The sequence below is a fragment of the Corynebacterium sp. HMSC070E08 genome, assembly GCF_001808895.1.
GTDB lineage: Bacteria > Actinomycetota > Actinomycetes > Mycobacteriales > Mycobacteriaceae > Corynebacterium > Corynebacterium hiratae.
Map to the genome: position 1 here is coordinate 115,701 of NZ_KV794798.1, position 15,077 is coordinate 130,777.

At 60.6% G+C, this 15,077-nt stretch carries 13 protein-coding genes; 3 read left to right on the plus strand and 10 right to left on the minus strand.

Features of this window, described 5'->3' with window-relative positions; translation table 11 throughout:
- Positions 1–91: 91 nt before the first annotated feature.
- Positions 92–1,078, minus strand: coding sequence for a DoxX family protein (locus tag HMPREF2526_RS12125; protein WP_046648099.1), 987 nt, complete (start codon positions 1,076–1,078; stop codon positions 92–94).
- Positions 1,079–1,106: 28 nt separating this feature from the next.
- Positions 1,107–1,991 carry a LysR family transcriptional regulator ArgP gene (locus HMPREF2526_RS12130; RefSeq protein WP_046648098.1) on the minus strand — a complete coding sequence of 295 codons (885 nt, stop codon included), beginning with the start codon at positions 1,989–1,991 and terminating at the stop codon, positions 1,107–1,109.
- 70 nt (positions 1,992–2,061) lie between these two features.
- Between HMPREF2526_RS12130 and HMPREF2526_RS12135 the strand changes: the two genes are divergently transcribed.
- Positions 2,062–2,751 carry a LysE/ArgO family amino acid transporter gene (locus HMPREF2526_RS12135; RefSeq protein ID WP_070547384.1) on the plus strand — a complete coding sequence of 230 codons (690 nt, stop codon included), beginning with the start codon at positions 2,062–2,064 and terminating at the stop codon, positions 2,749–2,751.
- Here HMPREF2526_RS12135 and HMPREF2526_RS12140 read toward each other — a convergent pair.
- The 6 genes from HMPREF2526_RS12140 to HMPREF2526_RS12165 form a co-directional block, all read right to left on the minus strand.
- Positions 2,748–4,172: a YkvI family membrane protein gene (locus HMPREF2526_RS12140; protein ID WP_070547385.1), complete on the minus strand. Its 1,425-nt coding sequence runs from the start codon at positions 4,170–4,172 to the stop codon at positions 2,748–2,750. The two genes, HMPREF2526_RS12135 and HMPREF2526_RS12140, sit on opposite strands and share 4 nt — an antisense overlap.
- A gap of 185 nt (positions 4,173–4,357) precedes the next feature.
- The gene (locus HMPREF2526_RS12145; protein WP_070547386.1) at positions 4,358–5,413 is read right to left on the minus strand and encodes an NAD(P)-dependent alcohol dehydrogenase; all 1,056 of its coding nucleotides are present in this window, start codon (positions 5,411–5,413) and stop codon (positions 4,358–4,360) included.
- Between the two features lie 55 nt (positions 5,414–5,468).
- Positions 5,469–6,974 (minus strand): Asp-tRNA(Asn)/Glu-tRNA(Gln) amidotransferase subunit GatB, encoded by a 1,506-nt coding sequence (gene gatB / locus HMPREF2526_RS12150; RefSeq protein ID WP_010186967.1) that lies wholly within the window; start codon positions 6,972–6,974, stop codon positions 5,469–5,471.
- A 43-nt stretch (positions 6,975–7,017) separates the two neighbouring features.
- A complete protein-coding gene (locus HMPREF2526_RS12155; RefSeq protein ID WP_046648095.1) occupies positions 7,018–8,616 on the minus strand; it encodes an aspartate:alanine exchanger family transporter in 1,599 nt (532 codons plus the stop codon).
- 39 nt (positions 8,617–8,655) lie between these two features.
- Positions 8,656–9,687: a 6-phosphofructokinase gene (locus HMPREF2526_RS12160; protein ID WP_010186971.1), complete on the minus strand. Its 1,032-nt coding sequence runs from the start codon at positions 9,685–9,687 to the stop codon at positions 8,656–8,658.
- 22 nt (positions 9,688–9,709) lie between these two features.
- Entirely contained in the window at positions 9,710–11,086 is a 1,377-nt protein-coding gene (locus HMPREF2526_RS12165; RefSeq protein ID WP_070547387.1) for an MFS transporter, read from the minus strand.
- Positions 11,087–11,134: 48 nt separating this feature from the next.
- On the opposite strand from HMPREF2526_RS12165, the gene HMPREF2526_RS12170 reads away from it, so the two are divergent.
- Together HMPREF2526_RS12170 and HMPREF2526_RS12175 are read left to right on the plus strand one after the other, a co-directional pair.
- Positions 11,135–11,458, plus strand: a complete 324-nt coding sequence (locus tag HMPREF2526_RS12170; protein ID WP_049157219.1) for a hypothetical protein — start codon at positions 11,135–11,137, stop codon at positions 11,456–11,458.
- A gap of 242 nt (positions 11,459–11,700) precedes the next feature.
- The gene (locus HMPREF2526_RS12175) at positions 11,701–12,975 is read left to right on the plus strand and encodes an HNH endonuclease signature motif containing protein (protein WP_070547407.1); all 1,275 of its coding nucleotides are present in this window, start codon (positions 11,701–11,703) and stop codon (positions 12,973–12,975) included.
- Between the two features lie 227 nt (positions 12,976–13,202).
- Here HMPREF2526_RS12175 and gatA read toward each other — a convergent pair whose 3' ends face one another.
- Both gatA and gatC read right to left on the minus strand, forming a co-directional pair.
- Positions 13,203–14,687 (minus strand): Asp-tRNA(Asn)/Glu-tRNA(Gln) amidotransferase subunit GatA, encoded by a 1,485-nt coding sequence (gene gatA / locus HMPREF2526_RS12180; protein ID WP_070547388.1) that lies wholly within the window; start codon positions 14,685–14,687, stop codon positions 13,203–13,205.
- 2 nt (positions 14,688–14,689) lie between these two features.
- Positions 14,690–14,992: an Asp-tRNA(Asn)/Glu-tRNA(Gln) amidotransferase subunit GatC gene (gatC, locus tag HMPREF2526_RS12185; protein WP_046649343.1), complete on the minus strand. Its 303-nt coding sequence runs from the start codon at positions 14,990–14,992 to the stop codon at positions 14,690–14,692.
- Positions 14,993–15,077 lie beyond the last annotated feature (85 nt).

Here is a 15,077-nt window from a genome sequence, read left to right on the forward strand (position 1 = left end):
ATTACGGAAAGCAACTTACTTTACGCAACGGAAAATAACAAGAGTTTGTATATAGCTGCAGGCTGGGAGCGTAGAAACGTGCTAACAGCGCCTAGTTCAGCGGGTTAACGCCCGCGCCAAACCACCAGATGGCAACGAGCGCGGCCACGCCAATGACGACGAAAATCCAGGACGTTGCCAATGGGCGGCGAGTCCACGAGCGGTTAAAGTCCAGGGAGATGAAGCCCGGACCGGTGAACTGCAGGGCCACCGCGATAACGAAGAGCACCAGGCCCAGCCAGACGCTCTCATTCCAGGCAAAGACATCCAACCCAGCACCCGAGGCGTTGAGGCCGTGGATAGCGGAGAAGCCAGTGACGATAAGACCGAACATGGCCGCCAGCGGCGTCACCAGTCCCAGCAGCAGGAAGGCACCGGCGATAAGCTGGACGGTCGGCACGCCGATGGCAAGTGCCGCTGCCATGGTGTACTCGCCGAACTCGTTCTCCAGACCCGACAGGCCCTCGTTGCCGCCGAGCTTGAAGAAGGTCGAGGCACCCGCCACGAGCAGGTAAACGCTGAGCGCCAAGCGCACGAAGAGCAGACCGAAGTCGATGGTGCCGCGGCGTGCTGGCTCCGGCTTCTCCTCCACGGCTGCAGGCTCGGAGTCCACGGCGGGATCGGCAACGGCAACCGTGCTTGGTACTTCCTCGTAGGTCTCAGTTGCTGCGGACTCGGTTGCGGTTGCCGATACCGGCATAGCGGTTGTCTGCGTATCAGGCTCGGCCATGGCCTCCGCGCGCGGGAAGGCAGTGGTCTCGGTTTCAGCTGCAGCGCTGTCGAAAGACAAGGACTCGCGGGTGGCGCTCTCAAAGGTTTCGGTTTTGGCTTCAGGCTCTGCCTCAACAGCAGGCTCCTCAGCCTTCTTCGGCTTAATCACCTGCGGCTCGGCGCGGCCGGGGCGTTGGAAGAGGCTACTCTTCTTCGGCTTATCGGCAGCTTCTGCCTCAGGCGTGCTGTCCTTCACGGAGTCTTTCCCCGTGTAGGTCGGGATATCGTCATCAAAGTCGGTGGCTTTATCAGGAGTTTTATCGCTCATGCCTCCAACTTAAGGCAGCACAGCGCCCTTATGGTGCATCTTTATCGGCGCGGCGCGTAGCTAAAACCGCACGGCCTGCGTCTAAGACATCTGCCGTGAGGTCCGCGAGCACCTCCGACTCCAATCGCCAGCGTTGCCAATAGAGGTCGATGTCGAGCGGGAAGTCGTCGAGAAGCACCAGCTCCCCCGTCTCCAGCAGGGGCTGGGCCTGCAGTCTCGCCACCAGACCCCAGCCCAGGCCGTAGCGCACTGCTTCGACATAACTCTCCGAGGAAGGAATCTGTGAGACCCGCGCGCGCAGGACATGGGAGTCGATGAAACGCTCGCGCATGGCGTCGTCCAAAGTCGCGTCGTTCGGCCCGAAGCCCACGATGGGCAGGGTCTCCCAATCTTCAAAGCCCTCCGCCAGGCTGGGTGCGGCGACGGCAAAGTAGCGCATGGTGCCGAGGTATGTAGATTCACAACCGGAGACTGGGGTTTGCTCGCGCGTGACCGCGCCCAGCACATCACCCCGGCGCAACATCGCGAGAGTGCGGGCCTCATCCTCGATGCGAATGCGCAGCGCAGCCTCACCGCGCTCGGCGGTGCGCTGGATTACAGGTCTGAACCACGTGGCCAGGGAATCCGAGTTGATGGCAACAGTCAACGGCACGCGGGAGAGGCGCTCGGTGAGCCGCGCATCCGCCTCGGCTTGGACCAGAGCCATGCGCCGCGCGGCTTGGGCGACGATCTCCCCTGCCTCGGTCACGGTGACGGGAGTTCCGCGGCGCAGAAGGATTCGACCAGTCGATACTTCCAGCGCCTTGATGCGCTGACTCACGGCCGAAGGAGTGATTCCCAACACAGCCGCAGCGCCCTCGAAGGAGCCTTCATCGATGATGGCCAGCAGAGTTTCAGTATGGAGCGGGTTCATGAAGCTATTTTAAACCAGCTGTAGAATATTTAACTGGACTTCATATGCCGTTATACGCACACTAGAAGCCATGTCAGTTTTGCTCGCAGGATTTGCGCTGGGTTTGTCCCTCATCATTGCCATCGGACCGCAGAATGCCTACATCATCAAGATGGGCATTAAACGCGATCATGTCGGGCCGATCCTGTTGGCATGCTTGCTTTCCGACGTCATCCTGATCACCGGCGGCACCGCCGGCGTCGGCGTCCTTGTCGAGCGCTTCCCCACCGCGCTCATCGTGGTCAAGTACTTGGGCGCGGCTTACCTCATCTACTTTGGGTTCACGTGCTTCCGCGATGCGTTTAAGAAGCAACAGGAATCACTGGTCATTGAGGAAACCGCACCAGTGGCGCAGGTCGTTGAAGAGAACTCGGGCAGCTCGGGAGCACCGGGAACCTCCGTGCTCACCAAAATTCGCCCCCGCGTGCGCTCATCGTCCTGGGTCAAGCCGGTCCTCGGCGCGTTGGCGCTCACATGGCTCAATCCCTTGGCCTACGTCGACGCGCTGGTCATGCTGGGCTCCATTGCCAACCAATATGGCGACCAGCGCTGGGTCTTCGCCGGCGGTGCGATTCTGGCCAGCGCCGTGTGGTTCCCCTCCCTCGGCTTTGGTGCCTACAAGCTCTCCCACGTGCTGGCCAAGCCGACGACGTGGCGCGTAGTCAACATCGTCATCGGCTGCGTCATGCTTGCGCTGACGGCGAAGCTCCTGCTTCTCTAGTTCTTCTTTGATTCTTCAGGGAGCTCTTCGTCTTCGGCGGGGTCTCCCACCGCGCCGGTTTCCTCGACCCAGGCCTTGATTTCTTCGTCGGTGCGATCTTGCTCCACAGCCTCGCGCTCGGTGTAGTAGGAGTGGTCGTTGCGGTTTTCCTCCCACTTTTCCTTGTCGAAGTCGAGCTCTTCATCCGAGTCCAGCTCCTCCACCACATCGGAGACGAGATCCTCGAAGAGGGCTTCATCGTCCATGTTGGAGTCAGCGATCTGCTGGCCGATTTCATCGTCATAACGCGCTGCGTCGTACTCTGTGTCGGGGTGCAGCTTGAGGTGCAGCAGGGCGCGGATACGCTCACGGCGCAGGCCCTCGTCCTTAATCTTGCCCAGGGAACGCAGCCACCCAATCACCAGGATGGCCACGAGCACAATGCCCATGTAGCCCAAGACCGGGTAGACGTACTGCATCAGTGCCTTGAAGCCGGCGAAGGAGACGGCGAAGCCAGCAAGGCAGCCGGCGATGAAGATGATGCGGTACTTCGATTCCTTACCAGAAGACAAACGCTTGCCCAGCGCGTAGAACATACCGATGGCCGTGTTGAAGATCATCAGGTAAATGATGATGGCCATGATGACGCCAAGCGTCGGGTGGACGTTATCCACCAAGGTCAGCATCGGGATATCGGAATCGCCAACGTTCTCCGCGTTCATCAGCAGCGAGAAACCGGCGATGGCCATGAGCACCGCGTAGACCGCGCCACCCACGATGCCGCCGACGCCTGCCTCGCGCGGGCTGATGTTATCGCCGCCGATCACCAGGGACATCGATACCGCCAGGATGAGGGCCAGGCCGTTGTAGTTCAGCGCGGAGATGAGCCAGTGCGGGATTGGGGATTCAATCGCCTCGGAGGCGGCAATCGCCGCATCGACGTTGTCCGGCATGTGCAGCAGTGTATAAGCGCCGGCGAAGAGCACCGCGATGATGATGGTCGGCGTGAGAAGGCCAATGACCTGGGAAACCTTATCAACATCGAACATGCCCGTGACGAGAACCAATACAAGCATGAGCAGCGAGCCCACCCATGCTGGCCAGCCGAACTGCTGCTGCATGTTGGAACCGGCACCAGCCAGCATGACAAAGCCCACCGCGAAGAGCGTGAGAATTACCGCGACATCCAGAATGCGCGAAATGATCGGGTGGGTGATGTTTCGAAACACTTGGTTGTGCTCGCTGGCGTGGAAATAGCTTCCCAGCTGGAGGAAGACCGTGCCGGCGAGGGTCATGACCAAGCCGGCAACCAAGATTCCCCACATGCCAGGAATACCGAAGGACGTAAAGTATTGGACAACTTCCTGCCCCGTGGCAAAGCCCGCACCCACGAGCAAGCCAATAAAGGACAAAGCGAGGCCCATAACGTTTTTATAAGACACGTTTTCCTATCTGTTTTCTAGTTTCTTCTTTTTATGCTTAATGACTAGTGCATAAAAACGCGCCATACTTTGACATAAGTATGGCGGTACATGGTTTCCACCTTACGCCACGATGATAGGAAAACATGTGTGCGACTGTGGAGAGATTGCTCCAACAATCGCTAAAGCATGAGCCGGCTCACCTCTTAGTGCTCGGCAAACGTCGCGGTATCGATGACGAAACGGAATTTCACATCACCCGCGACGACGCGCTCATAGGCCGCGTCTACCTCGTCGACGCCCACCTTTTCGATCACCGCGCCCAGGCCATGCTCGGCGCAGAAGTCCAGCATCTCCTGGGTTTCCGCGATGCCACCAATATTGTTGCCGGTCAGCACCTTGCCGCCGCCGACCAGGCGGTTAAGGCGCAGCGGCAGTGCTTCCGGCGGTAGGCCGACCACCGACATAATGCCGCGCGGCTTGAGGAGGCGCAAGTAATCTTCGAGGTCATACTCGGCGGAGATGGTGGACAGGATGAGGTCAAATTCCCCGCGGTGGTTCTTGAAGAAGTCTTCCTCTTCGGTGGTGGCCAGGGTACGGCTCGCCCCCAGCTTCGCGGCCTCCTCTGCCTTGCGCGAGGTGCGCGAGATGACCGTGACATCCGCGCCCTTTGCGGCAGCAATCTGCACGCCCATGTGCCCCAAGCCGCCCAAGCCCACGACGGCTACCTTCTGTCCTTCCTTGACGTTCCAACGTGCCAGCGGAGAGTACGTAGTGATGCCAGCGCAGAGAAGGGGTGCTGCCACGTCAAAATCAAGGGAATCCGGGATGCGCAGCACGAAGTCTTGATTCACCACGATCTTTTCAGCGTAGCCACCTTGGGTAATCGTGCCATCGACATCCGTGGAGTTATAGGTTCCCACACCGCCCTTGAGGCAGTTCTGCTCCATCCCTGCCTCGCACTGCTCGCACTCACCGCAGGAATTCACCAGGCAGCCCACGCCGACGCGGTCCCCCACCTTGAACTTAGTGACCTCCTCCCCCACGGCGGAGACCACGCCGGCGATCTCGTGGCCAACGGTCAGCGGAAAGTGCGCCTCGCCCCACTCGTTGCGGATGGTGTGGATATCCGAGTGGCAGATGCCTGCTGCTTTGATGTCGATGACAACGTCATCGGCGCGCGGCTCGCGGCGCTGGATGGTCACGACTTCGAAGGGCTCGTTCGGACCGGTCTTCTGCAGTGCTTTAGTAGAAATAGTCATGGCGACCACGGTACCCCGCAGCCGCCTGACCTCGCCTAATGGAAATCTCTACCGACTAGGAGAGCTTCTTCGCAATCAGCTTGTTGACCTGTCCTGGGTCAGCCTTACCCTGGGTGGCCTTCATGACCGCACCCACGATGGCACCGGTGACCTTCTTGTTGCCGGCCTTGTACTTCTCCACGATGTCCGGGTTAGCGGCCAGGGCATCATCGACGGCCTTCTCGATCGCGCCATCATCGCGCACGACCTCGAGCCCGCGCTTGGCGACGACCTCGTCGACGTCACCCTCACCGGCCAGCACGCCGTCGACCGCCTGGCGAGCCAGCTTGGTGGTCAGCTTGCCTTCCTTGACCAGCTCAACAACGCGAGCGACCTGCGCCGGGGTAATGCCGAGAGTGCTCAGTTCAACGCCAGCCTCATTGGCCTTACCGGTCAGGTAGGACACCCACCAGGAGCGGGCCTCGTCAGGAGTGGTGCCGGCTTCCACTGTTTCGATAATGAGATCGAGAGCGCCGGCGTTGACCAGGTCACGCATCTCCTCGTCCTTGAGGCCCCACTCCTCCTGGATGCGGGCGCGGCGAATCCACGGCATCTCCGGCAGGGTCTGACGGATTTCCTCGACCCACTCGCGGGAGACAATCACCGGCGGCAGGTCCGGGTCGTTGAAGTAACGGTAGTCCTCGGCGGTTTCCTTCGGACGGCCCTTGGAAGTCGAACCATCCGTTTCCTGGTAATGGCGGGTTTCCTGGACGATCTCGCCACCGTCGACAAGCACCTGCGCCTGGCGCTGCATCTCAAAGCGCACCGCCTGCTCCACCGAGCGCAGGGAGTTGATGTTCTTGGTTTCGGTACGGGTGCCGAACTCCTCCTGGCCCACCGGGCGCAGCGAAACGTTGGAATCCACGCGCATCGAGCCTTGATCCATGCGGGCATCGGACACGCCCAGTGCCGCGACGAGCTCACGCAGAGCAGAAACATAGGCGCGGGCGACCTCGGGGGCGCGCTCGCCAGCACCAATGATCGGCTTGGTCACAATCTCGATTAGCGGGATGCCGGCACGGTTGCAGTCCACCAGCGAGGTCGTTGCGCCGTGAATGCGGCCATCGGCACCACCCAGGTGGGTCAGCTTGCCGGTGTCCTCCTCCATGTGAGCGCGCTCAATCTCAACGCGCCACTCAGTGCCGTCGTCGAGGACGACGTCGAGGTAGCCGTCGTAGGCAATCGGCTCATCGTACTGGGAGATCTGGTAGTTCTTCGGCTGGTCCGGGTAGAAGTAGTTCTTGCGGGCGAAACGCGAAGATTCCGCAATCTTGCAGTTCAGCGCCAGGCCGATCTTGATGGCGCCTTCCACGCCCTTGGAGTTGACCACCGGCAAAGCGCCTGGCAAACCGAGGGACACCGGGTCCACGTTGGAGTTGGGGGCTGCGTTGAAGTTCGTGGGCGAGGTGGAGAACATCTTGGTCTCCGTGTTGAGCTCCACGTGAACTTCCATGCCCATAACGGGTTCGAACTTTTCAAGGACCTCGTCATAGTCCATCAGGTCATACATCGCAGCAGTCATGCGTGCCATCTTAGTATGTCAGCGCGACACCGTGCGCAACCGCCTAACCCAACAAGGTGATGCCGTGCGTAATGAGAATCTTGGCTATCATCGCCGCCGGATACACCATGGCATAGCCCAAGGCGACGCGCTGGTCAGTGTTCGTCCGATTGTTCACGAAAGCGAGCACGGCCGGCTGGGTTTGCGCGCCCGCCATAGCACCCGCGGTCTTCGTGGCACCGACGCGCAGGAAGCGGCGCATGACGAGTGCGAATCCGGTCGCCACCAGCGTCGTGATGATCATGCCGAGCAGGAGAATCTTCCACCAGGCTCCACCCGTAAAGGCACCGGCGATTTCCCCGCCCGCATTCGTTCCGGCCTGGGCCAAGAAGAGCAGCAGTCCGAGTTCGGAGAGGATTGTGTTGGCCGAGTGCGGCAGTGCGGTGACGGTATTGCCGATGCGCCCGATACGCGCCATGATCAACGCCACGATGAGGACGCCAGCGGCAGCGCCGAGGCTAAAGGAAGAGCCGCCTGGAAGCGGGATTTCGAGGTGGCCCACGAAAACGCCGAGGGCCATGCCGAGGCCCAAAGACACCGGGTTGATATCTGTCAGGCCTTGCGAGGAATCACCAAGAAAAGTGGAAATCTCCCGCAGGGACTTCTTGGAACCGACGACGCGCACGCGGTCGCCGAGCTCCACGATGTGTTCTGGGATAGCGACCTGATCATTATCGGCGCGACGTACTCGCGAGATACGCGCGCCCCAGCGATCCGCCAGCTGGTTATTGAGCTCCGCGATGGTCAGGCCCGCCAAGCTGTGCTCGGAAATAGTGATGCGGCGAAAGTCCAACTCGTGGCGGTCATCATTGAGGATCTGCGGGGACTCGCGCCCGGCTCGCTCGATGATGTTGTCCAGGTCCTCCGGGGCACCAACGAGCGTGACCACGTCACCGGGGTGCAGCACGTCGAAGAATTTCGGCAAAACGATAAGGTTGCTGCCCACGCGGCGCAGGCGTGTTACCTGCACTTCCCCATTGCCAATATCAGCGATCTCCGCGACTGAGATCTCGCGTTGAATCTGCATGTGCTGGCGCGTGACGGGTGACAGGGTGTCGTCGTCATTGCCGGCGTCGCGAAGCACGAGCACCGTCGCACCGAGCATGCCGATGACACCGAACAGGTAAGCCACCGCGTAGCCCACCGTAGCCGAGCCCGGATCGCCCGTGGCTTCCGACGCCGCCGCCAACGCCGGGGTATTCGTCACCGCACCGGCGAAAGTACCAGCGATGGTGGCATTCGACAGCCCAAAAACATACGTGCCCAGACCCCAGGCAGCAAGGGCGGCAACGACGAAAACCCCGATCATGGAGAGCACCGGCCCCGTGGCCGTCTTCAGCGACTTGAAGAAGGACACACCGGAGTTATTGCCAATGCCGAAGGCAAAAAGCACCAGGCCGAACATGCCCAAGATGGGAGGAACGGAGGCCTCTACCCCGGCAGCTGATGCGGCTGCCGAGAAGGCGATGCCGAGAAAAAGCACGGCCGCCGCGCCCAAGCTGATGCCCCGCGTCTTGATGCCGCCGAGTGCCATGCCGACACCTATGAGCAGAAACACCAAGAGGACCGGCTGCTCAGCCAGATAAGCTAATACGCTTGTCATCGCTACCTTTAGAAACTATGGATGAGCTAACGGTGGTGTTTAGCCAAACAGGGCCTGTGCGTTGGCATAACGCTTGGCCGGAACCACCTTCAGCTTGCCCACTGCGTCCTCGAGAGGCACGAGGTCAATATTCTCGCCATGGAGAGCCACACACATGCCGGACTGGCCGTTGTGCGCAGCACGGGCGGCATGGGTGCCGTAGCGAGTGGCCAGCACACGGTCATAGGCCGTCGGCGTACCGCCGCGCTGGATGTGGCCGAGTACGGTGGTGCGCACGTCGTAGCCGGTGCGCTTCTTGATCTCATCACCGATGACCTGGCCAATTCCATTGAAGGTCTGGTGGCCGAACTGGTCCACACCGCCTTCTTCGAAGTCCATGGTGCCTTCCTTCGGCAGCGCGCCCTCAGCGACGCAGACGATGCCGTACTTCTCACCCATCTGGAAGCGGCGCTCCATGGCCTTGGTGATATCGGCGATATCGAACGGGACCTCAGGGATCACCGTGTAGTGCGCACCGCCGGCCATGCCAGCGTGCAGCGCGATCCAGCCAACGTGACGGCCCATAACCTCGACGATGAGGATGCGGTCGTGGGATTCAGCGGTGGTGTGGAGGCGGTCGATCGCGTCAGTTGCCACGGATACTGCGGTGTCGAAACCGAAGGTGTAGTCGGTAGCGTTGACGTCATTATCGATGGTCTTTGGCACGCCCACGACCGGGATACCGTTATCGGAGAGCCACTTGGCACCCTTGAGCGTTCCCTCACCGCCGATGGCGATGAGCGCATCGACCTCAGCATCAGCCATGTTGGCCTTGATGGTGTCCAACCCAGCCTTGAATTTATCTGGGTGGAGGCGGCCGGTGCCAAGGATGGTTCCGCCGCGCAGGAGGATGCGGTCGATCTCTGCGTCGTCATAAAGGTCACGGCGGCGGTCTTCCATCAGACCAACCCAGCCGTCCTCGTAGCCGACGACCGTATCGCCGAACTCGTTGGATGCGGTGCGAACGACCGCGCGGATAACAGCATTCAGACCGGGGCAATCACCACCGGATGTCAGTACAGCAAGACGCATGACATCCAATCTACTCGCTTCCCTATAGCCTCGCAGTTTCCGCTACCGCATGCAGGGTGTCGCGGAAGAAGAGCGAAGCCACACACCCCACCGCCAGCATCGCAACGATGACCACGAGGGAATTCGCGGCCCCCGCTACCTGCATGACTGCGGACACAGCGGCCACACCGATGACCGACCCCACCTGCCTGGACGTGTTGTAGACGCCGGATGCCGCGCCCATGAGATCTGCGTCAATATCGCGCATCGTCGTCGCGGCGTTGGAGCCCCAGATGAAGGACTGTCCCGCTCCCAGCGCCGCGCAGGGCAAGCACAACCACCAGGCCGACACTTCGGCCTGCATGAGGAACCACAGTGCGAGGAAGGTCGCAATCAGGATGCCGAAGCCCGCGACCGCCAGACGTCGTGGGTGCAGCTTATCCGCCAGAATGCCCGCCAAGGGCGACACGCACAGAGAGACCAGCGCCATGGGTGTGACGATGATTCCGGCATCGCGCGCCGACATGTCCTGCTCGACCTGCAGCCACATCATGATTGGAATCATCATCGACGCCGCCATAAAGCCCATGGACACGATGGCCACTGAACCTGCGGAGTAGTTGCGGTCCTTAAACAGCACGAGCGGGACGAGCGCCGCCTTCCCCCGCGATGATTGCAAGCGCACGAAGAGGTAGATGCCCACCACACCAGCAAGGAGCAGGACCCAAATCCACCACGGCCAACCAGTCTCTGGGCCCTGTTGCACTGCGAAGACGAAGCACGTTAACGCGATAAACGACGCCCCCACCGACACGAAGTCAATCTTCCCCATCGCCGTTGGCAAGGAAGGCACCCACAGGCCGGATAAGACAATCGCGGCGACAACAAAAGGAATATGGATCCAGAAAACAGCCTGCCACCCAAATCCAGCGACGACGAAGCCTCCCAAGAGCGGTCCGGCAAGTGTGGCCAAAGACCCAACCACTCCCCAGACGCCGAGCGCACGGCCGCGCCGCTCCCGCGCGAAAATACGGTTGATGACGGCCATAGTCTGCGGCATTTGAATCGACGCGCCGAAACCTTGCAAGGCTCTTGCTGCAATAAGAAACTCCACCGAGGGCGCTAACGCGCACAACAGCGCGCCGATGCCAAAGAGCCCGACGCCCAGCTGGAACATTTTCTTCTGGCCGTAGATATCGCCGAGGCGGCCGGTAAACAACAGCGGCACGACCACGGCGAGCAAATAGATGGCGGAAACCCACAGCACCTGGTTGACATCGGCGTGGAACTCACGGCGGACGTCGGGAAGCGCGACGGCAATCATCGATTGGTCGAGCAAGGACATGAAAAAGCCCAGTGATAGCGCGGCCATGGCGAGCCACCCTTGCTTCTCCGACGGCGGCGTTCCTGCGAGTTTCATGCAGCGAAGTCTAGCCACCGCACGCTCACGCGGCCTAAACTGAGGCGCATGGGAATGATTGATATCAAGAAACCGCAGGACGTATCGACGGCAGCGACCGTCACGCTGGGACTTATCGGCGGCTGGCTCACCGCCCGGGAGACTGGCATTCGCCCGCTTGGCGGCGTGGTGCTCGCCGCCGCTGGCGTGTGGGCGGGCCGCAGCTGGTGGGCTAAGACGAACCCGGCCACTACCGCTGGCCTGGCAGCTCTGTACACCGGCGCTTTTGGCCTCTCCCACCCGCTGGCTAAGAAAATGGGCTCCTGGCCCGCAGTCCTCACCGTCACTGCCGCGAGCGCTGGCGCTGCCTACGCGCTTTCCGACGCCAAGTAGATCCCCCTCCCACGCCCCTTCACGCTGTCCTTGACGGCTGGAGGGGCGTTTTACGTCCTCGCGCGGGCAAAGGCTCCAACATTTTTGCGTCGAACGTGCTGGCTAATGTGGGGTGGCTACCCCCGTTTATAGTAACGACTTGACACGAATTTAACGCAGGCTATGGCCATACGGGGTGTGTGGCACTAGAATCACGTTTAGAACACTTCTTCTAACATATGTTTATCTCGGGGGAGATACCCATGACCACTGCCACACGCCCACCAACCTTCTTCTTTTCCACCACCAACCCGAATAACCCACACGCCATAGCCCGCGCGAAAGCACGACGAGCCGCCTATGACACCTGGGTCGGGGCTATGCCCAGCCTGCAGGCTGATATCAACACCACCGCACTATCCCTAGTTGCTGCCTGGTCACTGCCCGAAGGCCACATCAAATCCGGCCTGCGTGCCATCCACCGCCTAGATAGCCTGCCGAAAGTCAAAGCCATACAAGACACCCACTGCCTGCTCGACATCGAGTCCCTTATTGCTATTGATCAACCCATGTCAGCACTGACAGCCTTGACTGATGAAACCCTGGACTTTATCGACACCCTCCTGGCTGACTTCTTCACCCCTTCTAAGCCGAATCAGGCTTTTCCCACGCGTAGTCAAATCAGGCGCAAAGTCCGCGATATCTGCAAAACCCTCGATAACTCCATCGCCTACCAGGACACCCGCCCTAAAAATACATACCGGTTTTCTTCTAACGGCACCTCAGCCTGGCTGGAACTGCACTGTGATGAAGACACCGGCATTAAACTCGACGCCTTCATCCACCACACCGCCGCCAAGGAAGACATCACCATCCCGGAGGCAGTCATAAAACTGCTTTCTGGTGAGATTAAGCCACCAGCTACCGTGGTGTTACACACCTACCAGGCCTGCGACATTGAGGATGCACCAACCTTTATTGAAGGCTTCGGCTGGCGGGCTAAGCCCATGCCGCATGATAAGACCCGAGACTTAACCGGTGACGTCGCCGAAGCAGACGGCTACCAACCAGGAGTCATCATGCGCAAACATGTCGAAGGCCGTGACGGGACCTGCCGGGTTGGCGGCTGTGGCAAACCAGCTTTCCTTAGCCAGTTGGATCATCGGCATAACTGGGCTGAAGGCGGGCCCACCCACCCGAAGAACCTAGCGTGTTTATGCCAGGGTCATCACAACATGAAAACTGATGGCAGCCTCAAATACCTGCTGGACCCCTACAGCGGGGATGTCATCTGGCTATATGAAGACGGCACTTGGACTATTACCGAAGCCGACGGGCCGCTAGCACCAAAACAGAAACGGTGGGCACAAACAGTAGCCCAACACATCACCGCCACCAGGAAACGCGTACGCGAAGACGCCCAACACTTAAAACAAGAACTCGACGACTACGCACAACAACAAGCCAAAACCAAAGCAGAAGCCAAGGATGAAAGCAAGACCAACGCTGATGCCGGCAGCGACGACATCCCCTTCTAAACCCCGTCGTTCCAGACGACGAAGAACTCAGACACACTCCGCGGAGGCTGAACCCAGACTCGTCGTTTCAAACGACGAAAACCTAGCAAAGGAAACCGAAAGGAAAAGAGAAAGACTACGAACCAGCAAACACACACCGTCGGATAAAACGACGAAGGCCGGCGGCCTCCCACGTCAGTGAAAGACCCCGGCTCATGCGCACTACGGGCTGGCCCGAAGTGTGTCTACTACTTGCGCCCTGCTTCGTAGGCGGCGCCGACCTTGTACAGGCGGTCATCCTTAAATGCCGGTGCCATGATCTGCAGGCCGGTGGGCAAGTTGGTGTCGGATGCCATTCCGGAAGGAACGGACATGCCGCACACGCCGGCGAGGTTCAACGGCAGGGTGCACAGGTCGAAGTTGTACATCTCCATCGGGTCCTCGACCTTCTCGCCCAGCTTGAAGGCTGTGGTCGGGGTGGTCGGAGAAACGAGGACATCGACCTGCTCGAAGGCACGCTCGAAGTCCTGTGCAATGAGGGTGCGAACACGCTGCGCTTGGAGGTAGTAGGCGTCATAGTAGCCGACGGACAGGGCGTAGGTACCCAGCATGATGCGGCGCTTGACCTCGGGGCCGAAGCCAGCCGCGCGGGACAGGGACATGACCTCTTCCGCAGAGTGGGTTCCATCATCACCCACGCGCAGGCCGTAGCGCATGCCGTCGAAGCGGGCCAGGTTGGAGGAGACCTCACACGGCATGATGAGGTAGTAGGCAGCGAGAGCGTCATCGAAGTGCGGGCAGTCGACCTCAACGATCTCTGCGCCCTGAGACTTCAGCTGCTCAACGGCTGCATGGTACGCCTCCATCACGCCCGGCTGCCAGCCATCGCGCTCGAATTGCTTGATCAGGCCAACCTTCACACCGGACAAATCGCCGTTAGCGCCCTCCTTGGCAGCGGCGACTACCGGCGCGACCGGCTTGTCCACGGAGGTGGCGTCGAAGGAGTCGTGGCCGGCAATGATTTCGTGCAGCAGTGCGGTATCCAGGACCGTGCGGGCGGTCGGGCCTGCCTGATCCAGAGAGCTTGCAGCGGCGATGAGGCCGTAGCGAGACACCGTGCCATAGGTCGGCTTCACGCCCACGGTGTTGGTCAGTGCGGCCGGCTGGCGAATAGAGCCACCGGTATCAGTACCGATGCCCAGCGGTGCCTGACCAGACGCGAGGGCCGCTGCGGTACCACCACCGGAGCCACCCGGGGTGCGCTCGGTGTCATAGGGGTTGTGGGCCGGACCGTAGGCGGAGTTCTCGTTGGAGGAGCCCATCGCGAACTCATCGAGGTTCGTCTTGCCCAGGATCGGGATACCGGCCTCGCGCAGCTTGGTCACCAGCGTGGCGTCATAGGGTGAGACCCAACCTTCCAGCATCTTGGAGGCGGCGGTCGTCGGGGCGTCGGTAGTCACCAGCAGGTCCTTGAGCGCCAGCGGCACACCGGCCAAAGCGGAAGCGGGCGCTTCGCCAGCGTCGAGGGACTTATCGACAGCGTCGGCAGCCGCCAGCGCTTCCTCAGCACCAACGTGCAGGAAGGCGTTGAGTTCACCATCGGTCTCCGCGATGCGGTCCAGGAAGGCCTGAGTAACTTCGCGGGAGGTGAGCTCGCGAGAGTGAATCTTCTCAGCCAGCTCGGCGGCGGTCAGTGCGGTAATACCCTCGGTGGGCGCAATGAATTGTGCCATTCTTATTCGTCTCCTCCACCCAGAATCTGCGGAACCATGAAGCGGTCATCCTCGGTCGCGGGCGCCTGATCCAGAGCCTGCTCAGCGGTGAGGGTGCGCACGATGACATCCTCACGCATCGGGGCGTTAACGGAGTGCGGGTGCGACATCGGCTCCACACCTTCAGCCTCGACCTTGCCAACCGCGGACACCGAGTCCACGATCTCGTCGATCTGCGCGGCGAACTGTTTTAGTTCTTCCTCGCTCAGGGCCAATCGCGACAGCTTTGCCAGGTGCGCGACCTCGTCACGCGAAATATCAGACACGCGAACTCCATCCTTTTATTCATTGAGACGGTTGATAGCTAAGCACCCATGGTACTGCACGGCTGGTGCCACGCCACCACCACTC